The organism is Blastococcus sp. URHD0036 (assembly GCF_000701365.1).
Taxonomy (GTDB): domain Bacteria; phylum Actinomycetota; class Actinomycetes; order Mycobacteriales; family Geodermatophilaceae; genus Trujillonella.
In genome coordinates, this window is the sequence record NZ_JNIK01000011.1 from 378,805 (window position 1) to 401,719 (window position 22,915).

The window sequence follows — 22,915 nt, forward strand, 5'->3', positions numbered from 1 at the left end:
GGTCACCCCGCGACCGTCATGGTGCCGACCTGCCCGAGCTGGAGGTGGAAGCTGCAGTCGAAGCCGTAGTCGCCGACCGCCGTCACCTCGAACTCGATGGTCTCGCTCTCCCCCGGCTGGAGCACGGGGATCTCCTCGTCGATCTCCGCGGGCCCGTCGCCGGGTGTGAAGCGGAAGTTGTGCACCATCTGGTCGGCGGTGCTGTCGACGGTGAGCCGCACCCGGCCCGGCGCCACCGTGAAGGTGTCGGGCACGAAGACGTAGTCGTCCGGCGTCTGGATGGTGACCTCCTGGACGCCGTCGGCCCCCAGGGTCACCGTGCCGAGGGAGGGGTCGGCCGACTCCGACGCGTCTCCCCCGCCGCCGTCGTCGCTCCCGCAGCCGGCCAGCAGCACCACTGCGGCAGCGACCGCGGCGACCCTCGTGCCGGGCCCCGCCGCGAACCTACGAGTGGTGGGGGGTACGGAGGTCCTCGTCCCGCTCATCGCCCGGGAACCGTACGCGCCGGACCGCCCGCCTGCCCGGGATCGGCGACCGTCGGCGCGGCGGCGTCCTCGGTGCCCCCCTGGTCGACCGAGCCGGGCACCCGGCCGGGCCGGATCTTCTCGGGGTCGATCGGGCGGACGTCGGAGGTGTCCCACGGCCGGGCGAGGCCGGCCGCCTCCAGCACCGCTTCGAGCACGCCGGCGGTGAAGCCCCAGACCTCCATGTCCGCGACCGCGAACGCCGGGCCGAGGAAGCCGGCCGGGTGCTTGAGCCGGTAGCGGTTGGCGGGATCGGTGAGCTCGGCCAGCGGGACGCGCGCCACCCGGGCGACCTCCTGCGGGTCGGCCACGATCACCTCCGACGGCTTCTCCCACCAGGCCACGACCGGGACGACGAGGTTGTCCGAGGGGCCGAGGAACAGCTCCGGCAGCGTGCCGAGCACCCGCACGCCGGCCGGGTCGACCCCCGCCTCCTCCTGCGCCTCCCGCAGCGCCGTCCCGACCGGGTAGTCGTCGCCCGGATCCGCACCGCCGCCGGGGAACGCCGGCTGGCCGGCGTGCGTGCGCAGGTGCGCGGACTTCTCGATGAGCAGCACGTCGGGGCCGTCCGGACCCTCGCCGAACAGGACGAGGACGGCGGACCGGCGCGCCGTCTCGGTCCGCTCCTGCATCCGGTGCCGCAGCGGCAGCTCGGCGGCCGAGGCCATCAGCCGCCGGAGGAACTCGGGCAGGTCGTCGGTGCCGCTCACAGCTGCACCCCGAGGTGCTCGGCGACCAGCCCGGTGAGCTCCTCGAGGGACTGCACCTGCCCCACCTCGACGTAGGCGACGCCACCGTCGGCGTCGAGGAAGTAGGTGAACGGCAGCGCCGCGAGGCCGAGCTGGGCCAGCAGTTCGCCGTCGCCGTCGAAGGCGGTCGGGAAGGTCGCCCCGGCGTCCTCGGCGAACGACTCGGCCCGCGACGGGGTGTCGCGGCTGATCAGCCCGATCACGTGCACCTGGTCCCCGGCCAGGTCCGAGAGCTCCTGGACCAGCGGGAGCTCCTCGCGGCAGGGGCCGCACCAGCTGCCCCACAGGTTGACGACGGTCGGGACGCCGGGGGCGCGGCCCAGGTCGAGGGTGCCGCCGCCCGGACAGTCGAACGCGACGTCCGGCAGGGTCTCCGCGCCCTCGGCCGGCCGATCGGGCTGCTCGGGGCAGGGGTCGAGCGTGGTGTCGGCACTGAACCCGGACGACGGCGCGGGGTCGCCGTCGTCGTCGGCGTCCGCGGTGCAGCCGGAGAGGACGGCGACCAGGAGCAGACCGGCCGCCGCGAGAGCCCGCCTCACTCGGTGTCCGAGGCGGCCGGGGTCTTGACCAGCTTCGCGGCCACCTCGGGGTCGGTGGGGCCGATCCCGAACGAGGGGCACCACTGCGCAAGCCCGCAGGCGCCGCAGGCGGCCTTCTTGGCGTGGCAGACCCGCCGGCCGTGGAAGATCACGCGGTGGCTGAACATCGTCCACTCGCGCTTGGGGATCAGCTCGGCGATCTCGGCCTCGACCTTGACCGGGTCCTCCTCCGCGGTCCAGCCGAAGCGGCGCACCAGCCGGCCGAAGTGGGTGTCGACGGTCAGGCCGGGCACGTCGAAGGCGTTGCCGAGGACGACGTTGGCGGTCTTGCGGCCCACCCCGGGGAGGGTGACCAGGTCGCGCATCCGGCCGGGCGCCTCGCCGTCGAACCGCTCGACCAGCGCCTGCGCCAGCCCGATGGCCGAGTTCGTCTTGGCCCGGAAGAAGCCGGTCGGCTTGAGGATCTCCTCGACCTCGGCGCGGTCGGCGCCGGCCAGGGCCACGGCGTCGGGGTAGCGCGCGAACAGCCGCGGGGTCACCTTGTTGACCATCTTGTCGGTGGTCTGCGCCGACAGGACGGTGGCCACCAGCAGCTCGAAGGCGTTGGTGAAGTCCAGCTCGCAGTGCGCGTCGGGATGGATGACGGCGAGCTCCCGGGCCATCCGCCGGGCCCGGCGGGTGCGGGCGAGCGGGGACTCCTCCGGGTCGAACGGCACACCCCCGCGGGCGGCCGTGCGCCGCGCCGGCGCGGAACGGGGTGGGACGGGGCGCGCGTAGGCCGGCGTGGACACGCGATCGAGGGTAGGCGGCGTCACCGACGGGTTCGTCGTGAGACCATCGCGGGTGGCACCGCCCCGGGCACGGAGGCCCGACACGGGGGTGACCGGGAACGCGCAGGCAGGATCCACGCCGCCGTCCCAGCAACCGGAGGAGGAGGTACGGGTGGTCGCCCTCGTCGTCATCCTGTTCCCCCCGCTGCTGATCGCCTTCCTGCTGGTGATGGAGCGCGTGGAGGAGCCGCTGCGCCGGCCGACCAGCCAGCGCGAGGTCGCCGACTTCGTCGACACGGCCTCGGTCGGCGAGGTCGAGACGCTCACCAACTCCGGTGTCGGGCGGGCCATGGGCCGCTGGCGGCAGCGCCGGCGCGTGAAGCGCGCCACTCCACCACTCGTCTGACCGACCCGTTCCTCCCCCGTCCGGGGTGGGGGCCTCCCCACCGATCGGGTGACCACCGGCACAGCTCCCCTAGACTCGACCCGAGATCGACGACCACCGGCAATCCCGGCCGTCGCCGATGCGGAACACCGTGTGTGCCGAGGGATCGGTCGAGAGGACGCGTAGTGGACGAGGTGCTGGCCCAGTCCGGGCTCTTCCAGGGCCTGTCGGAGGAGGCCGTCACCCCGGTCATCAGCCGGCTGGAGACGATCACGCTGCCGCGTGGCCGGGTCGTCTTCAACGAGGGCGAGCCCGGTGACAGCCTGTACATCGTCATGACGGGCAAGATCAAGCTGTCCCGCCGGTCGCCCGACGGCCGGGAGAACGTGCTCGCCGTCATGGGTCCGTCGGACCAGTTCGGCGAGCTGTCGGTCTTCGACCCGGGCCCGCGGACGGCGACGGCCACGGCCGTCACCGACGTGAAGCTGGCCCGGATGCCCCAGGCCGTGCTGCGCCCGTGGATCGAGAGCCACCCGGAGATCGGCGAGAAGCTGCTCCAGGTGCTGGCCCGCCGGCTGCGCCGCACCAACGACTCCGTCGCGGACCTGATCTTCACCGACGTCCCCGGCCGCGTGGCCAAGGCACTGCTGCAGATGGCCGACCGGTTCGGCAGCCGCGAGAGCGACGGCCTCCGGGTCAAGCACGACCTCACGCAGGAGGAGCTGGCCCAGCTGGTCGGCGCCTCCCGCGAGACCGTGAACAAGGCCCTGGCCGACTTCGTGCACCGCGGCTGGATCCAGCTGCAGGGCAAGTCGGTCGTCGTCCTCGACGAGGACCGCCTGCGCCGCCGCGCGCGGTAGAGCAGTCTCTTCTCGGCGGACCGATCGCGGGGCCCGGAGGGTTCCCGATCGGGACGCCGCGTGGGGCTCAGCGCAGGTCGGGGACGGCTCCTGGCCGCCGTGTGATCCGGAGGATCACGAAGGAAGCGGCATGGCCAATCGCAGGCGGGTGCCGTCGGGGAGCACGGCCCAGCGGGCTTCGGCGTCCTTCTCGAACCGCGGCGTGATCGGGTGGATCGGCTCGGGCGGCGTGTGCGCGAGCACGTCGGCCACGTCGGTGTAGCGGCCGAGCTGCCCCAGCGTGTGCAGGGTGGGCGGCAGCATCGGCCGCAGTCCCGACGACGCCTCGGCCAGCGCGGCGGCCGGTGTCATCCAGCCGGCCTGGTCGGCCTCGCCGGAGACGTGCCGTGCCTCCTGCCCGACCGGGACGGCGGCCACGAAGAACCTCGTGTCGTAGCGACGCGGCTCGGACTCCGGTGCGATCCAGTGCGCGTAGGGGCGCAGCAGGTCCGAGCGCAGCTCCAGCCCGCGGGCGGTGAGCATCTCGGCGAGGGAGAGGTCGCGGCGCAGCAGGGCCTGCCGGGCCTCCTCCCAGTCGTCCCCGGTGACGTCCGGGACGACGGCGTCCGTGCCCGCCGGCCCGGCCAGGAGGACGCCGGACTCCTCGAAGGTCTCCCGGACGGCGGCGCAGACCAGTTCCCGCGCCACCCGCTCGTCGCAGCCGAAGGCGGCTCCCCACTCGGCCGGTGACGGACCGGCCCAGGCGACCGCGGTGTCGCCGTCGCGGGGGTCGACGCCGCCGCCGGGATAGGCGGTCATCCCCCCGGCGAAGGGCATCCCCCTGGTGCGGCGGAGGAGGTAGACCTCGAGGCCGGCGGCGCCGTCGCGCACGAGGAGGACCGTGGCGGCCGCCTTCGGCGTCGCGGGCGGCAGGTCCTCCCCCGCCCCCCCGGTCACCGCAGTTCGACCATCAGCTCGACCTCGACCGGTGCCCCGAGGGGCAGCTCGGCGACGCCGACGGCGCTGCGGGCGTGCTGCCCGGCCGGCCCGAACACCTTGCCGAGCAGCTCGCTGGCGCCGTTCACGACCCGCGGCTGGCCGGTGAACCCCTCGGCGCTGGCCACGTAGCCCACGATCCGCACGATCCGCGCGATCGAGTCCAGGCCGACGAGGTCGTCGATGGCGGCCAGCGCGTTGAGGGCGCACACCTTGGCGTCGTGCGCGGCGTCCTCGACGTCGACCGACCCGCCGACCTTGCCGGTGCGCCGCAGTCCGCCGTCGACGAACGGCAGCTGGCCGGAGGTGAACACCAGCTGGCCGGTGCGGACGGCCGGCACGTAGGAGGCGACGGGCGCGGCGACCGGCGGCAGCCGGATGCCCAGCTCCGCCAGGCGTGCGGTCCAGCTCTGGGTCGCGGGTGCGGTCACGGCGGCGTCAGCTCGCCGGGCGCTTGAGGTACGCGACGAGCTGTTCGGCGCCGCCGGGCCCGGGGAGCACGGTGACCAGCTCCCAGCCGTCGACCCCCCAGGAGTCGAGGATCGCCTTGGTGTTGTGGATCAGCAGGGGGATCGTGGCGTACTCCCACCGCTGCCGGGCCGCTTCGCTCATGGGGAGCGACGCTAGCGCAGGCCCGGACGGCCGACCGCCTGCACGGGCCGGGACGGCGTCCTGCTCCTACGCTGGCGACGGTGAGCACCCTTCCCTCCCCCGTGCGCTGCCACGTGGTGTCCGGCAAGGGCGGGACCGGGAAGACGACCGTGGCCGCCGCGCTGGCCCTGGCGCTGGCCGCCGACGGCGGTCACGTGCTGCTGATCGAGACCGAGGGCCGGCAGGGCATCGCCCAGCTGTTCGACACCCCGCCCCTGCCCTACGAGGAGCGCCGGGTGGCCGTGGCCCGGGGCGGCGGCGAGGTCAAGGCGCTGGCGATCGACGTCGAGGAGGCCCTGCTCGAGTACCTCGAGCTGTTCTACAACCTCCGGCGGGCCGGCCGGGCGCTGCGCAAGATGGGCGCGATCGACTTCGCGACGACCATCGCGCCGGGCCTGCGCGACGTGCTGCTCACCGGGAAGATCAAGGAGGCCGTGACCCGCCGTAAGGAGGGGCACCTGGTCTACGACGCCGTCGTCGTCGACGCCCCGCCCACCGGCCGGATCACCCGGTTCCTCGGCGTCACCGGCGAGATGGCCGGGCTGGCCCGTTCCGGGCCGATCAAGACGCAGAGCGACGGCGTCATGGCCGTGCTGAAGTCCCCGCAGACCGCCGTACACCTGGTGACGCTGCTCGAGGACATGCCCGTGCAGGAGACCGCGGACGCGATCACCGACCTCAGCGCGGCGGGACTGCCGGTCGGCTCGGTGGTCGTGAACATGGCCACCGAGCCCGTGCTCCCCGCCGCGGACCTCGCCGCCGCCGCGGCCGGCCGCCTCACCGGAGCCGACCTCGCCCCGGCGCTGGCCGCCGCGCACCTGCCCGACGGCGCCACCCTGGCCGACGCCCTGGCCGCCGAGGCCGTGGAGCACGCCCGCCGGTGGGCCGCCCAGGACGCGCTGCGCAGTCAGGTCGCGGAGATGGGGCGCCCGACCGTGGAGCTGCCGATGCTGACCGGGCCGATCGACCTGTCGTGCTTGTACGAGCTGGCCGACCGGCTCGAGGAGCACCTGACGGCCGGGGTGGCGGCGTGACCGGGCCGCTCCGTTCGGCGCTGCCGCTGGACCTCGCCGGGCTGATCGAGGACCGGGAGACCCGGATCCTCGTCTGCTGCGGCGCCGGCGGTGTGGGCAAGACGACGACGTCGGCGGCGCTCGCGCTGGCCGCCGCGGAGGCCGGCCGCACCGTCGTCGTCCTCACCATCGACCCGGCGCGGCGGCTGGCCCAGTCCCTCGGTCTGGAGGAGCTGGACAACGAGCCGCGGGAGGTCGAGGTCCCGGGGGCCGACGGCGAGCTCCACGCGATGATGCTGGACATGAAGCGGACGTTCGACGACGTCGTCGCCGCGCACTCGACGCCCGAGCGGGCCGAGCAGATCCTGGCCAACCCCTTCTACCAGTCACTGTCGTCGTCCTTCGCCGGGACGCAGGAGTACATGGCGATGGAGAAGCTCGGCCAGCTGCGGGCCACCGACCGGTGGGACCTCATCGTCGTCGACACCCCGCCGTCGCGGTCGGCGCTGGACTTCCTCGACGCCCCCAACCGGATGGGCCGCTTCCTCGACGGCACGATGATCCGGCTGCTCACCGCCCCAGCGCGGGCCGGCGGCCGGGCGGGGATCCGGATCGTCGGCGCGGGCTTCATGGTGTTCAGCCGGATCATCAGCAAGATCCTCGGCGGGCAGCTGCTGCGCGACATCTCCGCGTTCGTCTCGGCGCTGGACACGATGTTCGGGGGCTTCCGCGAGCGCGCCACCGCCACCTACGAGCTGCTGCGCCGGCCGGGCACGTACTTCGTCGTCGTCGCCACCCCGGAGCCCGACGCGCTGCGGGAGGCCTCCTACTTCGTCGACCGGCTGTCGGCCGAGGGCATGCCGCTGGCCGGGCTCGTGCTCAACCGCACCCACCCGCCGGCGAGCACGGTGCTGAGCGCGACCCGTGCCGAGGCCGCGGCCGAGGAGGTCGCCGAGGCCGGTGGCGACGGCGCGGAGCTGGCCGCCGGGGCGCTACGGGTGCACGCCGAGCGGATGCAGCTGGCGACCCGCGAGCAGCGGCTGGCCGACCGGTTCACCAGCGCCCACCCGGAGGTGGCCGTCCGGGCCGTCCCCGCGGCCGCCGGGGACGTGCACGACCTCGACGGGCTGCGGGTCATGGCCGAGGAGCTGACCGGCCCCGACGGCGACACGCCGACCGGGGTGCCGCGGACCCGGGTGCTGCCAGCGCGCCGCGCCTGAACCGGCCGCCGGGGCGGCGCGGCACCGTACATTCGTCGGCGATGTCGACTACAGCTGCCCCCTCCCGCTCCGCCACCCTGGCGAAGCTCGCGGGGACCATCGTCCTGGCCGGCGCCCTGGTCGCCGGCGTGATGCTGCCCTTCGTGGGCGGCACCGGCCTGGTGGCGCGGAACTCCGCGTCCCTGCTGGACGCCCTCCCCGTGGAGCTCACCGACGCCACGCCCGCGGGCAACAGCCGGGTGCTGGCCGCCGACGGCTCCCTCATCACGATGTTCTACGACAACAACCGCACCGTGGTGACCGGGGACCAGATCGCGCCGGTCATGAAGGACGCACTGGTCGCCATCGAGGACTCGCGCTTCTACCGGCACAACGGCCTCGACGTGCAGGGCACCCTGCGCGCGCTGGTCACGAACGTCGCCGCCGGTGAGGTCGAAGAGGGTGGCTCGACGATCACCCAGCAGCTGGTCAAGCAGACGCTGATCGAGACCGCCGACAGCACGGAGGAGATCGAGGCGGCCCGCGAGCAGGACGGCGCGGCCGGTGTGTCGCGCAAGCTCCGCGAGGCGCGGCTGGCGCTGGCTCTCGAGGAGACCTACAGCAAGGACGAGATCCTCACCCGCTACCTGAACATCGTGTACTTCGGGGAGGGCGCCTACGGCATCCAGGCCGCCGCCCAGAGGTACTTCAGCGTCAACGCGATCGACCTGACGCTGCCCCAGGCCGCGATGCTGGCCGGACTGGTGCAGAGCCCCACGAACGACGACCCGGTCAACCACCCCGAGGCCGCGGTGGAGCGCCGGGACGAGGTCCTCAGCCGGATGCTCGACCAGGAGTACATCGAGCAGGCCGACCACGACGCGATCGTCGGCACCCCGGTGGAGGTGGTGCAGGGCCAGTCCCCGCCCAACAACTGCGTCGACGCCGCGATCGGCGGCTTCTTCTGCGCCTACCTCGAGCAGTACCTGAGCGGCACGCTGGGGCTCACCGACCAGCAGATCCGCAGCGGTGGGCTGACCATCCAGACGACCCTGCGGCCGGACATGCAGGCCGCCGGCGACCAGGCGGTGCTCAACACCCTGCCGATGGGCGACCCGCTGGCCGCGATGTACACCAACGTCGAGCCCGGCACCGGGCACGTCCTCGCGATGAGCGTGAACCGCGTGTTCGGCTGCGACGCCAACCGGCCCGAGTGCGAGTCGGTCGTGCTGAACACCGCCGCCAGCCAGGGCGCCGGATCGACGTACAAGGTCTTCACCGCCGCCGCCGCCCTGGAGCGCGGGTTCTCGCAGTTCTTCACGCAGACGACCGGCGACCCCTACGTCTCCCGGGTGTACCGCGGACCGTGCGAGGGCCGGAACACCAACGGGATGTACTGCGTGCGCAACGCGGGCAACTACCCGGCGACGCTGGACATGGAGCAGGCGCTCTACATGTCCTCCAACACCTACTTCCTCGCGCTCGAGGACGCGCTGGGCAACGTCGAGGGCCCGGTCCGGATGGCCGAGCGGATGGGCATGCACTTCACCACGACGTCGGGTGACGACATCATCGCGGAGAACCGCGGGTCGTTCACCCTCGGCGCCGAGGCCACCAGCCCGCTGGACCTGGCGTCGGCGTACTCCACCCTCGCCGCGAACGGCACCCGGTGCGACCCCACCCCGGTCACCGCCATCCTCGACCGCAACGGGGACCCGCTGCTCGGTGACGACGGCGAGCCGGTGGTCAAGGGCGACACCTGCGCCGCCCAGGCCATCCCGCCGGGCGTGGCCACCACGCTCAACCAGATGCTGCGCCGGGACGTCGAGCCCGGGAACCCGGGTCAGACCGCCTCCCGCGCGTTCATCCCCGGGCACCAGATCGCCGGCAAGACCGGCACCTCGCAGAGCAACTTCTCGGTGGCGTTCGTCGGCTACACGCCCCAGTACACGGCGAGCGTCATGGTGCTCAACCCGAAGCAGAACCAGAACGTCGGCGGGTTCGGTGGCGGCAAGGGCGCCACGATCTGGCACGACGCGATGGCGCCCATCCTCACCGGCCAGCAGATGGTCCCCTTCCCGCCGGCGGACCCGGTGGTGCAGAACGGCAACACGCGTGCGGTGCCGGGCTGCTCGACGGTGAGCGGCTGCCAGCAGGCCATGAGCGCGGCCGGGCTGCGGTTCGAGACGGCGTCGGTCGACAGCAACCGGCCCGAGGGCACCGTCGTCGGCACCAACCCGCCGGCCGGCGGCCGTGCGATCCAGGACCAGGTCGTGACCATCCAGGTCAGCAACGGCTCGGACTACGTCGCGCCCGCCCCGGAACCCGCACCCGCGCCGCAGACCGCCCCGCCGGCGTCACCGTCGCCGCCTGGACCGGGCGGTGGCGGCAACGGCAACGGCGGCGGGGGGAACGGCGGCGGCGGCGGTCCCGGCCCCGGTCCAGCACCGGGCACCACCGCGCCCGGTGCCACCGCGCCCGGTGCCACCGCGCCCGGCGCCACCGACCCCGGCACCGTCCCACCCACCCCCGGCGGCTGAGCCGGCCGGCTCAACCGAGCTGGCGGCGGACCTCCGCGGCCACGCGTGAGCCCTCGGCCCGGCCGGCGACGGCGGCCGTCGCGGCGCCCATGACCCGGCCCATGTCCTTCATCCCGGAGGCACCGGTCGAGGTGACGACGTCCGCGACGATCGCCGCCAGGTCGGCGTCCTCCAGCTGCGCGGGCAGGTAGTCGGCCAGCACGCCCTCCTCGGCCCGCTCCCGCTCCGCCTGCTGGGTGCGCCCGGCGCCGCCGAAGGCCTCGGCCGCCTCCCGCCGCTTCTTCGCCTCGCGGCGGAGCACGGCCTGCACCTCGTCGTCGGAGAGCTCCCGGGCCTCCTTGCCGGAGACCTCCTCGGCGCTGATGGCGGCGAGCACCATCCGCAGCGTGGCCGTGCGCAGCTCGTCGCGGGCCTTCATGGCGGTCGTCAGGTCGGCACGGAGGCGGGGCTTCAGGTCGGACACGTGTCCAGCGTGACACGGCCCGCCCCGGCTCCGCGCACTCCGCCCGGGTCCGGCGGGCCCGTACCCTGGCTGGACATGCGCTGGTACACCGCCGCCCCCGCCCTGGCGCTCGCCTCCGGAGCGGCCACGCTCGGCTACGCCGGCCTCTACGAGCGGACCCGCTGGACGCTGCGGCGCTTCGACGTCCCGGTGCTCGCCCCCGGCTCGGCGCCCCTGCGGCTGCTGCACGTCTCCGACATCCACATGACGGCCGGCCAGCACTCGAAGCAGGCGTGGCTGGCCGGGCTGACCGGGCTGCGGCCGCACCTGGTCGTCGACACCGGCGACAACCTCGCGGGGCAGGACGCCGTCCCGCCCACGCTGCGCGCGCTCGACGGGCTGCTCGACGTCCCCGGCGCGTTCGTGACGTCGTCCAACGACTACTACGCGCCCAGGCCCAAGAACCCCCTCAAGTACTTCAAGAAGAAGCACAAGCGGGTGCACGGCGACCCGCTGCCCTGGCGGGACATGCGCGACGCGTTCACCGGCCGCGGCTGGCTGGACCTGACCAACTCCCGCGGCGAGCTGACCGTCGACGGACGGCGCATCGTGTTCGCCGGGCTCGACGACCCACACCTGAAGCGGGACCGCTACGAGGCGGTGTCCGGGCCGGCCGACCCCACGGCCGACCTGCGCATCGGGGTGGTCCACGCCCCCGAGCCGCGGGTGCTCGACCGGTTCGCCGCCGACGGCTACGACCTGCTGCTCTCCGGCCACACCCACGGCGGGCAGCTGCGCGTCCCGGGCTACGGCGCGCTGGTGACCAACTGCGGCCTGGACCGCGGCCGGGTGCGCTGGGTGAGCCGCTGGACCGAGCCGACCGCGGACCGGCCCACCGGCACGTACCTGCACGTCTCCGCGGGCCTGGGCACCAGCCCGTACGCGCCCGTCCGGTTCGCCTGCCCGCCGGAGGCGACCCTGCTGACGCTCACCGCCCGACCGGCCTGAGCCCGCCGCCGGACCGCGCCCGGCGGGGCGGTAGAGTGGTCGACGCACGGCCGGGGTGTGGCGCAGCTTGGTAGCGCGCGTCGTTCGGGACGACGAGGCCGCAGGTTCAAATCCTGTCACCCCGACCAGCTCAGGGGCCGCCGGAAGGCGGCCCCTGACTCGTTCTCGGACCGGCCTCGGGTTGGCGGCCCGCGCGATCGGGCACGGGAGCACCTGATGACCGAGTTGTTGCTCCTCCTCGCCGCGGTGCTGTTGACCGTGCTCACCGGGTTCTTCGTCGCCGCCGAGTTCTCCCTCACCACGGTCGACCGCGGCCGGGTGGAGGAGGCAGCCGAGGCCGGCGACCCCGGCGCCCGCGGCGTGGCGACGGCGCTGCGGAGCCTCTCCACCCAGCTGTCGGCCGCCCAGCTCGGCATCACGATCACCACGCTGGTGGTCGGTTTCCTGGCCGAGCCGGCCCTCGGCGAGCTGCTGCACGGCCCCCTGGAGGCGATCGGACTCCCCGAGGGCGCGGTGGCCGGGGTGTCCTACGGGATCGCCATCGCGCTGGCGACCGCCCTGCAGATGTGGCTCGGGGAGCTCGGCCCGAAGAACCTCGCGATCGCCAACCCGCTGGCGGTGGCCTCGTTCGTCGCCCCGGGGATGCGGATGTTCACCCGGGCGACCGGGTGGATCGTCACCGCGCTGCAGCGGCTGGCCAACGCCGTCGTCCGGCGGCTGGGCTTCGAGCCCAAGGAGGAGCTCGACTCCGCCCGCGGCGCCGACGAGCTGGCCGCGGTGGCCCGCCGGTCGGCGGCGGAGGGCGACCTCTCCCCCGTCGCCGCCCGCCTGCTCACCCGGTCGCTGGAGCTGCGGCAGAAGTACGCGACCGACGTGATGACCCCCCGGACCCGGCTGTGGACCGTCGGCTCCGCCGCGACCGCCGCCGACGTCATCCGCGCCGCGACCGAGTCCGGGAACTCGCGCTTCCCGGTGTACGGCTCCGACCTGGACGAGGTGACGGGCATCGTGCACGTGAAGCACGCCGTCGCCGTCCCCGAGGCCGAGCGGGACCGGCGGACGGCGGGCGAGCTGGCCGCCCCGCTGCTGGCGGTCCCCTCGTCGCTGCAGCTGGAGCGGCTCCTGGACCTCCTCCGCGAGCAGGGGCTGCAGGTCGCCCTGGTCGTCGACGAGTGGGGCGCCACGCACGGTCTGGTGACCCTGGAGGACATCGTGGAGGAGCTCGTCGGGGAGATCACCGACGAGACCGACCAGCCGCTGCGCACCGCCCGCCGCGTCGACGGCGACTCCTGGCTGCTCTCGGGCCTGCTACGACCGGACGAGGTGCTGGACCGGACCGGCATCGCCGTCCCCGAAGGCCGGTACGAGACCCTGGCCGGCTTCCTCACCGAGCGCCTCCAGCACCTCCCGGAGGTCGGCGACCAGGTGAGCGTGCCCGGCGCCTGCCTGACCGTCGAGACGCTGGACGGACGGCGGGTGGCCCGGGTGCGCGCCGAACGGCTTCCCGAGCCCCCGTCCGAGCCATCGGCACAGCCGGCCGGGCAGGAGGTGGCGGCATGAGCGACGCCGTCGCCCTGCTGGTCCTGGTCGCCCTCCTGCTGGGCAACGCCTTCTTCGTGGCCGCCGAGTTCGCGCTGGTCTCGGTGCGGGCCGACCAGCTGGAGCCCCGCGCGGAGGCGGGTTCGGCACGAGCGGTGAAGGCGCTGGCCGCGCTGCGCAACGTCTCGAAGATGATGGCCGCCGCCCAGCTCGGCATCACGCTCTGCTCGCTGGGGCTGGGCGCCGTCGGCGAGCCCGCGGTCGCGCACCTGATCGAGGCGCCGATGGAGGCGCTCGGCGTGCCGGAGCAGCTGCTGCACCCGATCGCGCTGGTCATCGCACTGTCGCTGGTCACGGTCCTGCACATGGTGCTCGGCGAGATGGTGCCCAAGAACATCACCATCGCCGGGCCCGACCGCGCCGCCCTGGCGCTCGGACCGCCGCTGGCCGCGTTCGCCCGGCTGCTCACGCCGGTCATCTGGTTCTTCAACACGACGGCGAACGGCTTCGTGCGGCTGTTCGGCGTGCAACCCACCGACGAGGTCGCGGCCAGCTTCGACGAGACCGAGATCCGCTCGATGATCGCCCAGTCGCGGCGGGAGGGCCGGCTCGGCGACGAGGTGGGCGAGCTGGCCACCGGCGCGCTCACCTTCGAGCAGCACGCGGTCGAGGACGTGCTGATGCCGATGCCGTCGGTGGTGACCGTGCCGCGGACGACGACGCCCCGGCAGCTCGAGGCGACCGTCGCCGAACACGGCTTCAGCCGCTACCCGGTGCGGAGCGAGGACGGCGCCCTGGCCGGCTTCGTGCACGTCAAGGACGCCCTCGGCGTCGAGGGCGAGGCGCGCGACCGGCCGATGCCCGACGACGCCGTCGTCCCCCTGGTGCCGCTGGCGCCGGGGACCCCGCTGCCCGACGTCCTCGCCGAGATGCGGACCCAGGGCGCGCACCTGGGCGTGGTGGGCCCCCTGGACGGCCCGGCCGGCGTCGTGGCCCTGGAGGACGTGCTGGAGCTGCTCATCGGCGACGTCCGGGACGCCGCCGCCGACCTCGCGGCCTCCGGGACCGGCGCGGAGACGGGAGCCGGTGCCGGGGGAAGATGAGCGGGTGACCGCCTCTGCTCCGTCGTCCGCCCTCTCCCCGGAGGTCACCGCCCGCTGGCAGGCCCGGTTCCGCGCCCCGCGGGTCAGCCTGCCCGACTGGGCGCTGGAGGCCCCGCACCGCAACCTCTACTCCTCCGACGTCAGCGGCGTCGTCGAGCAGTACGCCTGGGACCGCACGACCGACGTCCACCGGCAGGCCACCGACCGGCCCAACGGCACGCTGATCGGCACCCTCTCCCCCGACGGCGAGACCATCTGGTGGTTCGCCGACACCGACGGCGACGAGTTCGGCGTCTGGATGGTGCAGCCCTTCACCGGTGGCGAGGACCGCGTGGCGGTCCCGGAGGTCGGCCCGGCCTATCCCGCCGGGCTCGAGATCGGCGACACCGTGGTGGCGGTGGGCCGCTCCACCGACGACGGCAGCGAGCTGTGGCTGGCCCCGGTCGGTGGCTCCCCGCGGGTGGTCTACCGGCACGCCGACCCCGCCTCGGTCGACGCGCTGACGTACGACGAGGACCTGCTGGTGATCTCGCACTCCGAGCACGGCGACCCGCGGTACCCGGCGCTGCGCGTGCTGCGGACCGGGGACACCACGCTCGAGACCCCCGCGGTCGTCGCGGAGAAGTGGGACGGCGACGGCCGCGGGCTGCACGCCCTGGAGTTCGCGCCGCTGACCGGCGACCGCCGCCTGCTGGTGGGGCACGAACGGCGCGGCCGCGAGGAGCTGCTGGTCTGGGACGTCGAGGCCGACACTGAGACCGAGATCGTGCTGGACCTGCCCGGCGACGTGACCGCGGGCTGGTACCCCGACGGCTCGGCGCTGCTGGTCGGCCACGACCACGCCGCCCGCAGCGACGTCTACCGCTACGACCTCGCCACGGGGGCGCTGGAGCAGCTGGAGACCCCGCGCGGCGTCGTCCGCGGCGCCACGGCCCGGCCCGACGGCTCCGTCGAGCTCGCCTGGTCCTCGGCCGAGCTGCCGCCGGTGATCCGCCGGGCCGACGGTCCGGTCGTGCTGGCCGCGCCGGGCGAGGAGCCGCCGGCCGCCTATCCGGTCGAGGACCGCTGGGTGCCGGGACCGGGGGGCGACATCCACGCGCTCGTCGTCCGTCCGGCCGGCGAGGCGCCGTACGCGACCGCGTTCCTGGTGCACGGCGGCCCGGAGGCGGCCGACGACGACTCCTACCGCGCCCGGCGGGCGGCCTACGTCGATGCCGGCTACGCGGTCGTGCACGTCAACTACCGGGGCTCCACCGGCTACGGCAGCACCTGGCGGGACGCGCTGACCGGCCGCCCGGGACCGACCGAGCTGGAGGACGTCGCCGCCGTCTACGACGCCCTGGTCGACGAGGGCTTCCTCGATCCCTCGCGTGCCCTGATCACCGGCGGCTCGTGGGGTGGCTTCCTCACCCTGCTGGGTCTCGGCACGCAGCCGGAGCGGTGGGCGGCCGGCATCGCCGAGGTGCCGGTGGCCGACTACCTCGCCGCCTACGAGGACGAGATGGAGGGGCTGCGCGCCTACGACCGCGCCCTCTTCGGCGGCTCACCGGACGAGGTGCGGGACGTGTACGTGCGGTCGTCGCCCATCACGTACGTCGAGCAGGTGCGCGCGCCGGTGCTCGTGGTGGCCGGCGCCAACGACCCGCGCTGCCCGATCCGGCAGATCGACAACTACCTGGGTGAGCTGGAGCGGCTGGAGAAGCCGCACGAGGTGTACCGCTTCGACGCCGGCCACGGCTCCCTGGTCATCGAGGAGACCATCCGGCAGGTCGAGCTCGCGCTGGACTTCGCCCTCCGCCACGTGAAGCCCTAGCGGAGTGCGAGAGCGCAGGTTCCCTGCGCTCTCGCACTCCGCTAGGAGGCGGCGATGAGCTCCGCGATCTGGATCGTGTTGAGCGCGGCGCCCTTGCGGAGGTTGTCGTTGCTGACGAACAGCGCCAGGCCGCGGCCGCCGTCGACGCCCGGGTCCTGCCGGATCCGGCCGACGTAGCTCGGGTCGCGGCCGGCCGCCTGCAGCGGGTTGGGGACGTCGGAGAGCTCCACCCCGGGCGCGCCGGCGAGCAGTTCCGTGGCCCGCTCGACGCTGATCGGCCGCTCGAACTCCACGTTCAGCGACAGCGAGTGGCCGGTGAAGACGGGGACGCGCACGCAGGTGCCCGACACCCGGAGGTCCGGGATGCCGAGGATCTTGCGGCTCTCGTTGCGGAGCTTCTGCTCCTCGTCGGTCTCGAACGTGCCGTCGTCGACGACCGAGCCGGCCATCGGCAGCACGTTGAACGCGATCGGCCGCACGTACTTCTGCGGCTCGGGGAAGGTGACCGCGCTGCCGTCGTAGGCCAGCTCGTCGGCCTTGTCGACGACGGCCCTGACCTGCGAGTGCAGCTCCTGCACGCCGGCGATCCCGGAGCCCGAGACGGCCTGGTAGGTGCTGGCCACGATGCGGACCAGCCCGGCCTCGTCGTGCAGCGGCTTGAGCACCGGCATCGCGGCCATGGTGGTGCAGTTCGGGTTGGCGATGATCCGCCCGTGCGCCTTCGCGATGTCGCCGGGGTTGACCTCGCTGCAGACGAGCGGGATCTCCGGGTCGCGGCGGAAGGCGGAGCTGTTGTCGATCACGATCACGCCGGCCGCGGCGTAGCGGGGGGCCTGCGCGCGGGAGGTGGTGGCGCCGGCCGAGAACAGCGCGACGTCCAGCCCCGTGGGGTCGGCGGTGGCGGCGTCCTCGACGGTGATCTCGCCGTCGCCCCACGGCAGCGTGGTGCCGGCCGAGCGGGCGGAGGCGAAGAAGCGGATCGACGCGATCGGCAGGTCGCGCTCGGCGAGGATGGAGCGCATCGCGGCGCCGACCTGGCCGGTCGCGCCGACGACGCCGATGTTCAGCGGGCGCATGCTCATCGTCCGGTCCCTCCGTAGACCACGGCCTCGGCCTCGTCGGTCCCGAGGTCGAAGGCGTCGTGCACCGCGCGGACGGCGATGTCGACGTCGCTGTCGCGGCAGACCACCGAGATGCGGATCTCGGAGGTGCTGATCAGCTCGAGGTTCACCCCGGCGTCGGCCAGGGCGCCGAAGAACTTCGCGGAGACCCCCGGGTGCGAGCGCATGCCCGCTCCGACCAGCGAGACCTTGCCGATGTGCTGGTCGAAGCTCACGTCGGTGTAGCCGACGGTGTGCTTGACCCCCTCCAGCGCGGCCAGCGCGGCGGGACCGTCGCTCTTGGGCAGCGTGAACGAGATGTCGGCGAGCTTGCTCGCGTCGGCCGACACGTTCTGCACGATCATGTCGATGTTGACCTCGGCGTCGGCGAGCACGCGGAAGAGCTGGGCGGCCTCGCCCGGCCGGTCCGGCACCCCGTAGACCGTGATCTTGCCCTCGCTGCGGTCGTGCGCGACGCCCGTGATGATCGCCTGTTCCACCGGGAGGTCCTCCATCGAGCCGGTCACGATCGTGCCGGGGAGCTGTGAGTAGGAGCTGCGGACGTGCACGGGGATGCCGTAGCGGCGGGCGTACTCGACGCAGCGGAGCATCAGGACCTTGGCGCCGGAGGCGGCCAGCTCCAGCATCTCCTCGTAGGTGACGGTGTCCAGCCGCTTGGCGTTCGGGACGATCCGCGGGTCGGCGGTGAAGACCCCGTCGACGTCGGTGTAGATCTCGCAGACGTCGGCCTCGAGCGCGGCGGCGACGGCGACCGCGGTGGTGTCCGACCCGCCACGGCCCAGCGTCGTGACGTCCTTGGTGTCCTGGCTGACGCCCTGGAAGCCGGCGACGATGACGATCGAGCCCTCGTCCAGCGCCGACCGCAGCCGGCCCGGCGTGACGTCGATGATCCGCGCCCGGCCGTGGCTGGAGGTGGTGATCACGCCGGCCTGCGAGCCGGTGAACGACCGGGCCTCGTAGCCGTGCGTGCTGATCGCGATCGCCAGCAGCGCCATCGAGATCCGCTCGCCCGCGGTGAGGAGCATGTCGAGCTCGCGCCCGGGCGGGGCGTCGGTGATCTGGGCCGCCTGGTCGAGCAACTCGTCGGTGGTGTCGCCCATCGCGGAGACCACCACGACGACGTCGTTGCCGTCCTTCTTGGCGGCCACGATCCGCTCGGCGACGCGCTTCATGTGCGCGGCGGAGGCGACGGAGGAGCCGCCGTACTTCTGGACGACGAGGGCCACGGGGTATGAGGCTACCGACGCCTCCGGCGGTGGCCGTGGTTGCGTCCCCGTGGAGGGCGGGATGTGATCACCGGATGGGCGGACACGAGCAGCTGCTGGACGGCGAGGACCCCGAGCTGTGGATGCTCAGCGCGGAGGAGCGCGGCAACCCCGCGACCGACGTGCCGGGCTGGACCGCCGGCAACCTGTGCACCCCCCTCGTGCACGGATCCACCTACTTCGACCGGCTGGTGGAGTGCGTGGAGCGCCTCGACGAGGGGGACCACCTGTTCTTCACCGACTGGCGCGGCGACCCCGACGAGCAGCTGCGGCCGGGCGGACCGACCGTGGCACAGCTGTTCACCGAGGCGGTGCGCCGCGGGGTGACGGTGCGCGGGCTCGTGTGGCGGTCGCACGTCGACGGGGCGGCGTTCAGCAAGGAGGAGAACCGCGCGCTGGACCGCGAGATCGAGCACGGTGGCGGGGAGGTCATCCTCGACCAGCGGGTGCGCCGGTTCGGGTCGCACCACCAGAAGTTCGTCGTGCTGCGGCACGACCAGGACGCCTCGCGGGACGTCGCCTTCGTCGGCGGGATCGACCTGTGCCACAGCCGGCGGGACGACGGCGAGCACCGGGGCGACCCGCAGTCGCTGGCCATGGCGGAGGCCTACGGAGCGACCCCGCCGTGGCACGACGTGCAGCTGGAGCTCCGCGGGCCGGCCGTGCACGTGCTCGACACCGTGTTCCGCGAGCGCTGGGACGACCCCCACGGCGCCGACACCGACCACCCGATCGCCTGGGTGCGCGACAAGCTGAACCACGCGCGCACCCACGGCGACCCGCTGCCGGCCCAGCTGCCCCCTCCGCCGCCCTGCGGGCCGCACGTGGTGCAGAACCTCCGGACCTATCCGGCGATCCGGCCCCCGTATCCCTTCGCGCCGCAGGGCGAGCGATCGATCGCCCGCGGGTACACGAAGGCGATCGAACGGGCGCACCGGCTGGTCTACCTGGAGGACCAGTACATGTGGTCGCAGGAGGTCGCGCAGCTGTTCGCCGACGCGCTGCGCCGCAATCCGGGCCTGCACCTGGTGGTCGTGGTGCCCCGGGTGCCCGACCAGGACGGCGCCTTCGCCTCACGGCCGCAGTACGTGGGCCGCTGGCAGGCGCTGGAGCTGTGTCGCGAGGCCGGGCCGGACCGGGTGCACGTGTTCGACGTGGAGAACCACGAGGGGACGCCGGTGTACGTGCACGCCAAGGTCTGCGTGGTCGACGACGTCTGGGCCAGCGTGGGCAGCGACAACTTCAACCGCCGGTCGTGGACGCACGACAGCGAGCTGTCGAGCACCGTCCTCGACACCACGCGCGACGAGCGGGAGCCGCGGGACCCCACCGGTGTCGGGGACGGCGCCCGCGTGTTCGCCCGCGACCTGCGGCTGCAGCTCGCCCGGGAGCACACCGACCGCGACCCCGACGGCGCCGAGGACGTCGACCTGCTCGACCCCCAGGCGTTCGTGGAGACGCTGGAAGCCGGGGCCGAGGCGCTCGACGCCTGGCATGCCGGGGGACGCGTGGGACCCCGCCCCCGCGGCCGGCTGCGGCGGCACGCGCCCGAGCGGCTGAGCCTGTCCACCCGGCTCTGGGCCACGCCGGTCTACCGGCTGCTCGACGACCCCGACGGCCGCCCCCTCAAGCTCCGCCTCCGCGGCGGCTTCTGACCCCGGCATCGCTGCCTCGCTCGGCGCGCCCCCGCGGGCGTGGCGGGCCGGTGACGCACCTCACCGCACTCTCGACCTGCAGGGATGCGGACCGTTCCGTCCCAGGCCTTCCAGCGGCCGCTCTGCTCACCTAGTGTTCCCGTCCGAGCACGTAGCGCAGCGCATCCCGACGGTGACGTCGTGGCCGCCGCGCCGGCCGCGCCACCCCGAGCCCTTCCCCGGCCGTCCCCAGGAGCAGTCATGTCCCCGCAGCCCGCCCCGCCCCGCGGCGGTGGCCGGCATGCCCAGGCCCGGGTGGCCTACGCACCGCCGCCCGTGGACCGCGCCGCGCCGACCTCCGGCGCCTACCCGGTGGTCGAGCGCAGGCCACGGCGGGCCGCCCCGACCTCCGGGGGACGGGCGACCGCCTGGGTCGCCGCGCACATCGTCCTCGGGCTCACGCCGCTGGCGCTGTGCTTCGGGGAGGCCCGCGAGGGCCGCGGCTTCGTCGTCAACCTGTCGGTGGCGCTGGGTTTCGTGGCGCTGTCCGTGCTCGGCCTCCAGTTCGCCCTGGCCGCCCGCTTCACCGGCGCGGCCGCCCCGTTCGGGATCGACGCGGTCCTGCGCTACCACCGGCAGATCTCGTTCCTCGCCGTCGTCGCCGCCTTCGGCCACCCGGTGCTGCTCTTCTGCGTCTCCGACCACTACCGCCGGCTGCTCGACGTCGTCCACGACCCACTGCGGGCCAAGCTGGCGTGGTTGTCGGTCGTCGCACTGCTCGCGCTCATGGTCACGTCGATCTGGCGCCGGGCGTTGCGGATCAGCTACCCGGTCTGGCATGTCCTGCACTCGGCCCTCGGGGTCGTCATCGTCCTGGCGGGGCTGGGGCACGCGTTCGGCGTCCACTACTACTTCGGCGAGCCACTGGTCCGTCTGGTCTGGCTGCTCTACGCCGCGGCCTTCCTGTGGCTGGCCGTGTGGGTCCGGCTGGTCAAGCCCCTGATGCTGTGGCGGCGTCGGTTCCGCGTCGCCGAGCTGTGGCCGGAGCCGGGCGGCAGCGTCACCGTGGGCCTGGAGCCCGCCCGCCGGCACGCCCGACCCTTCCGCTTCCGGGCCGGGCAGTTCGCCTGGATCCTCCCGGGGCGAAGCCCGTTCACGCTGACCTACCACCCGTTCTCGATGTCCTCGAGCACGCATTCCTCGCGCGTGGAGTTCACGATCAAGCAGGTCGGCGACTTCACCGACTCGATCCGGGGCCTGCGGGTCGGCGACACGGTGTACGTCGACGGTCCGCACGGGTCGTTCACCCTGGAACGACACCCCGGCATGGGGTTCGTGTTCATCGCGGCGGGGGTGGGCGTGACCCCGTTCCTCAGCATGCTGTCGACGCTCGCCGACCAGGGCGACCAGCGGCCCTGCACCCTCGTCCTCGCCAACCGCTACGAGGACCAGGTGACCGGCGTGCGCCAGCTCGCCCGGCTGCAGGGCCGGCTCAACCTGCGGGTGGTCCACGTCATCAGTCGCCCCTCCGACCAGTGGGAGGGCGTCCGCGGGCACGTCGACGCAGCCCTCCTGGAGCGGCTCCTGCCGCAGCACCGCCGCTCCCTGCAGTACTTCATCTGCTCGGGGGGACAGATGGTCGAGGCCGTCGAGGACTACCTCGACTGGCTCGACGTCCCCCGCGACCGCATCCACAGCGAGAAGTTCGGGATGGTCTGACATGCGTTCACCCGGCACCACCGGCACCGCCCTGCTCACCAGTGTGGTGATCCTGCTGGCCTGCGTCCTCTGGGCGGCCGCGCAGGTGTGAGAGCCAGCTGCTCGGCGGGTCGACTCCCGGGCACCTCTCCTCCCCGTGCCCCGTGCTCTGCCCCGTCTCACGGGGCAGAGCACAAGGGGCGGCCGGCGCGCATACACCGCGCGACGCTCGTGCTCTGCCCACGGCTGTGGGCAGAGCACGAGCGTCCACAGGAGGACATGACGGCCCACCGGGGCCGGCACCCGGATCGACGATCCCCGTATGCGAGACGTCGACGTCGCCGGGCTGCTCCGCCGCATCCGCCGTACCGCTGACCTGTCACAGCGCGACCTCGCTGCCGCCCTCGGCGTCTCGAAGTCCGCCGTGGGGGCGGCCGAGGCCGGCACCGGTCGACTCGACCTGAGAACTCTCACCCGCGCCGCTGCGCTCGCCGGGCTGCGGCTCGCGCTGGTCGACGGGGAGGGGCGCGAGGTCAGGGCGATGGCCGACGACGCCGTGCGGGACAGCGCCGGCAGACGGTTCCCCGCCCACCTCGACACCCGCCTCTCCGACGACGGTTGGTGGCACGGGCCCGAGCGCTACAGCAGGAGACAGCCCACGTACTCCTTCGACCGGGACCGCAGGCGACGCGACGCCTCCCGCTCGATGACCGGCGTCCCGGACGACCACCGTCAGCCGGGGCCGGGCGACTCCCCTGCCGAGCGGGCGGCGGCGCGGCGGGACGGGATCCGGCGCAGACAGCGCGCGGAGTGGGAGCGCCGGCGGGACGCCGGGGAGCTCGAGCCGATCCCGGCCTGGGTCTGCGACTGCCCGCCCGGTTGCACCGAGGACGAGGCCGGCGTGCGCCAGCAGCACACCGACGACTGCGTGTGCAGGTGCGACCTCGGCTGAGCCGCTGATACCGTGGGGGCGTGCGCGGCAGCCTCCTGCTTACCCGCCGCGGCGAGGCCCTCTCCTAGGTCGGCCCCCTCGCCGCGGTGATCTGCCGTGAGCGGAAGCGTTCCCGGCGCCTGCTGACCGCCCCAC

Annotated in this window: 22 protein-coding genes and 1 tRNA gene; 13 read left to right on the forward strand and 10 right to left on the reverse strand. The window is 73.9% G+C overall.

The window, feature by feature from the left end:
• Nucleotides 1-2: 2 nt before the first annotated feature.
• From N555_RS0108870 to nth, 4 genes are read right to left on the reverse strand one after another with little or no spacing between them, the layout of a single operon-like run.
• A complete protein-coding gene (locus tag N555_RS0108870; protein ID WP_081866080.1) occupies nucleotides 3-485 on the reverse strand; it encodes a plastocyanin/azurin family copper-binding protein in 483 nt (160 codons plus the stop codon).
• Nucleotides 482-1,234, reverse strand: a complete 753-nt coding sequence (locus N555_RS0108875) for an NUDIX hydrolase (RefSeq protein WP_029431141.1) — start codon at nucleotides 1,232-1,234, stop codon at nucleotides 482-484. Before N555_RS0108875 ends, N555_RS0108870 begins: the two co-directional genes overlap by 4 nt.
• A complete protein-coding gene (locus N555_RS0108880; RefSeq protein WP_029431142.1) occupies nucleotides 1,231-1,812 on the reverse strand; it encodes a TlpA family protein disulfide reductase in 582 nt (193 codons plus the stop codon). The genes N555_RS0108875 and N555_RS0108880 overlap by 4 nt, the downstream gene beginning before the upstream one ends.
• Nucleotides 1,809-2,603 carry an endonuclease III gene (gene nth / locus N555_RS0108885; RefSeq protein WP_231502665.1) on the reverse strand — a complete coding sequence of 265 codons (795 nt, stop codon included), beginning with the start codon at nucleotides 2,601-2,603 and terminating at the stop codon, nucleotides 1,809-1,811. Before nth ends, N555_RS0108880 begins: the two co-directional genes overlap by 4 nt.
• 151 nt (nucleotides 2,604-2,754) lie before the next feature.
• On the opposite strand from nth, the gene N555_RS0108890 reads away from it, so the two are divergent.
• Together N555_RS0108890 and N555_RS0108895 are read left to right on the forward strand one after the other, a co-directional pair.
• Nucleotides 2,755-2,988, forward strand: a complete 234-nt coding sequence (locus N555_RS0108890; protein ID WP_029431144.1) for a hypothetical protein — start codon at nucleotides 2,755-2,757, stop codon at nucleotides 2,986-2,988.
• A 164-nt stretch (nucleotides 2,989-3,152) separates the two neighbouring features.
• Nucleotides 3,153-3,827: a Crp/Fnr family transcriptional regulator gene (locus N555_RS0108895; RefSeq protein ID WP_029431145.1), complete on the forward strand. Its 675-nt coding sequence runs from the start codon at nucleotides 3,153-3,155 to the stop codon at nucleotides 3,825-3,827.
• A gap of 114 nt (nucleotides 3,828-3,941) precedes the next feature.
• Here N555_RS0108895 and N555_RS0108900 read toward each other — a convergent pair whose 3' ends face one another.
• From N555_RS0108900 to N555_RS28235, 3 genes are read right to left on the reverse strand one after another with little or no spacing between them, the layout of a single operon-like run.
• Entirely contained in the window at nucleotides 3,942-4,763 is an 822-nt protein-coding gene (locus tag N555_RS0108900) for an NUDIX hydrolase (protein WP_231502666.1), read from the reverse strand.
• Nucleotides 4,760-5,233 carry a RidA family protein gene (locus N555_RS0108905; protein WP_029431147.1) on the reverse strand — a complete coding sequence of 158 codons (474 nt, stop codon included), beginning with the start codon at nucleotides 5,231-5,233 and terminating at the stop codon, nucleotides 4,760-4,762. Before N555_RS0108905 ends, N555_RS0108900 begins: the two co-directional genes overlap by 4 nt.
• A gap of 7 nt (nucleotides 5,234-5,240) precedes the next feature.
• Complete coding sequence (locus tag N555_RS28235) at nucleotides 5,241-5,414, reverse strand: DUF4177 domain-containing protein (protein ID WP_197028935.1); 174 nt, start codon at nucleotides 5,412-5,414, stop codon at nucleotides 5,241-5,243.
• Between the two features lie 80 nt (nucleotides 5,415-5,494).
• Between N555_RS28235 and N555_RS0108915 the strand changes: the two genes are divergently transcribed.
• From N555_RS0108915 to N555_RS0108925, 3 genes are read left to right on the forward strand one after another with little or no spacing between them, the layout of a single operon-like run.
• Nucleotides 5,495-6,487, forward strand: a complete 993-nt coding sequence (locus N555_RS0108915; protein ID WP_029431148.1) for an ArsA-related P-loop ATPase — start codon at nucleotides 5,495-5,497, stop codon at nucleotides 6,485-6,487.
• Nucleotides 6,484-7,686 carry an ArsA family ATPase gene (locus tag N555_RS0108920; RefSeq protein ID WP_029431149.1) on the forward strand — a complete coding sequence of 401 codons (1,203 nt, stop codon included), beginning with the start codon at nucleotides 6,484-6,486 and terminating at the stop codon, nucleotides 7,684-7,686. Before N555_RS0108915 ends, N555_RS0108920 begins: the two co-directional genes overlap by 4 nt.
• Before the next feature lie 41 nt (nucleotides 7,687-7,727).
• Entirely contained in the window at nucleotides 7,728-10,205 is a 2,478-nt protein-coding gene (locus tag N555_RS0108925; protein WP_156036274.1) for a transglycosylase domain-containing protein, read from the forward strand.
• Between the two features lie 10 nt (nucleotides 10,206-10,215).
• Here N555_RS0108925 and N555_RS0108930 read toward each other — a convergent pair whose 3' ends face one another.
• The gene (locus N555_RS0108930) at nucleotides 10,216-10,668 is read right to left on the reverse strand and encodes a GatB/YqeY domain-containing protein (protein ID WP_029431151.1); all 453 of its coding nucleotides are present in this window, start codon (nucleotides 10,666-10,668) and stop codon (nucleotides 10,216-10,218) included.
• Between the two features lie 75 nt (nucleotides 10,669-10,743).
• Here N555_RS0108930 and N555_RS0108935 point away from each other — a divergent pair, with 75 nt between their 5' ends.
• From N555_RS0108935 to N555_RS0108955, 5 genes are all read left to right on the forward strand, one after another.
• Complete coding sequence (locus N555_RS0108935) at nucleotides 10,744-11,655, forward strand: metallophosphoesterase (protein WP_029431152.1); 912 nt, start codon at nucleotides 10,744-10,746, stop codon at nucleotides 11,653-11,655.
• 51 nt (nucleotides 11,656-11,706) lie between these two features.
• A tRNA-Pro gene (locus N555_RS0108940) sits at nucleotides 11,707-11,783 on the forward strand.
• 88 nt (nucleotides 11,784-11,871) lie between these two features.
• Nucleotides 11,872-13,215: a hemolysin family protein gene (locus N555_RS0108945; protein ID WP_051683861.1), complete on the forward strand. Its 1,344-nt coding sequence runs from the start codon at nucleotides 11,872-11,874 to the stop codon at nucleotides 13,213-13,215.
• Complete coding sequence (locus N555_RS0108950) at nucleotides 13,212-14,297, forward strand: hemolysin family protein (protein ID WP_029431154.1); 1,086 nt, start codon at nucleotides 13,212-13,214, stop codon at nucleotides 14,295-14,297. Before N555_RS0108945 ends, N555_RS0108950 begins: the two co-directional genes overlap by 4 nt.
• A 4-nt stretch (nucleotides 14,298-14,301) precedes the next feature.
• Entirely contained in the window at nucleotides 14,302-16,110 is a 1,809-nt protein-coding gene (locus N555_RS0108955) for a S9 family peptidase (protein ID WP_029431155.1), read from the forward strand.
• Nucleotides 16,111-16,151: 41 nt separating this feature from the next.
• Here N555_RS0108955 and N555_RS0108960 read toward each other — a convergent pair whose 3' ends face one another.
• Complete coding sequence (locus tag N555_RS0108960) at nucleotides 16,152-17,192, reverse strand: aspartate-semialdehyde dehydrogenase (protein WP_231502667.1); 1,041 nt, start codon at nucleotides 17,190-17,192, stop codon at nucleotides 16,152-16,154.
• The gene (locus N555_RS0108965) at nucleotides 17,189-18,457 is read right to left on the reverse strand and encodes an aspartate kinase (RefSeq protein ID WP_029431157.1); all 1,269 of its coding nucleotides are present in this window, start codon (nucleotides 18,455-18,457) and stop codon (nucleotides 17,189-17,191) included. The genes N555_RS0108960 and N555_RS0108965 overlap by 4 nt, the downstream gene beginning before the upstream one ends.
• A gap of 74 nt (nucleotides 18,458-18,531) precedes the next feature.
• On the opposite strand from N555_RS0108965, the gene N555_RS0108970 reads away from it, so the two are divergent.
• From N555_RS0108970 to N555_RS25780, 3 genes are all read left to right on the forward strand, one after another.
• On the forward strand, nucleotides 18,532-20,151 hold the full coding sequence (locus tag N555_RS0108970) for a phospholipase D family protein (protein WP_051683862.1): 1,620 nt from the start codon (nucleotides 18,532-18,534) through the stop codon (nucleotides 20,149-20,151).
• A gap of 240 nt (nucleotides 20,152-20,391) precedes the next feature.
• Entirely contained in the window at nucleotides 20,392-21,849 is a 1,458-nt protein-coding gene (locus N555_RS0108975; RefSeq protein ID WP_051683863.1) for a ferredoxin reductase family protein, read from the forward strand.
• 301 nt (nucleotides 21,850-22,150) lie between these two features.
• Nucleotides 22,151-22,780 carry a helix-turn-helix domain-containing protein gene (locus N555_RS25780; RefSeq protein WP_034509420.1) on the forward strand — a complete coding sequence of 210 codons (630 nt, stop codon included), beginning with the start codon at nucleotides 22,151-22,153 and terminating at the stop codon, nucleotides 22,778-22,780.
• The last annotated feature ends 135 nt before the right edge of the window (nucleotides 22,781-22,915 follow it).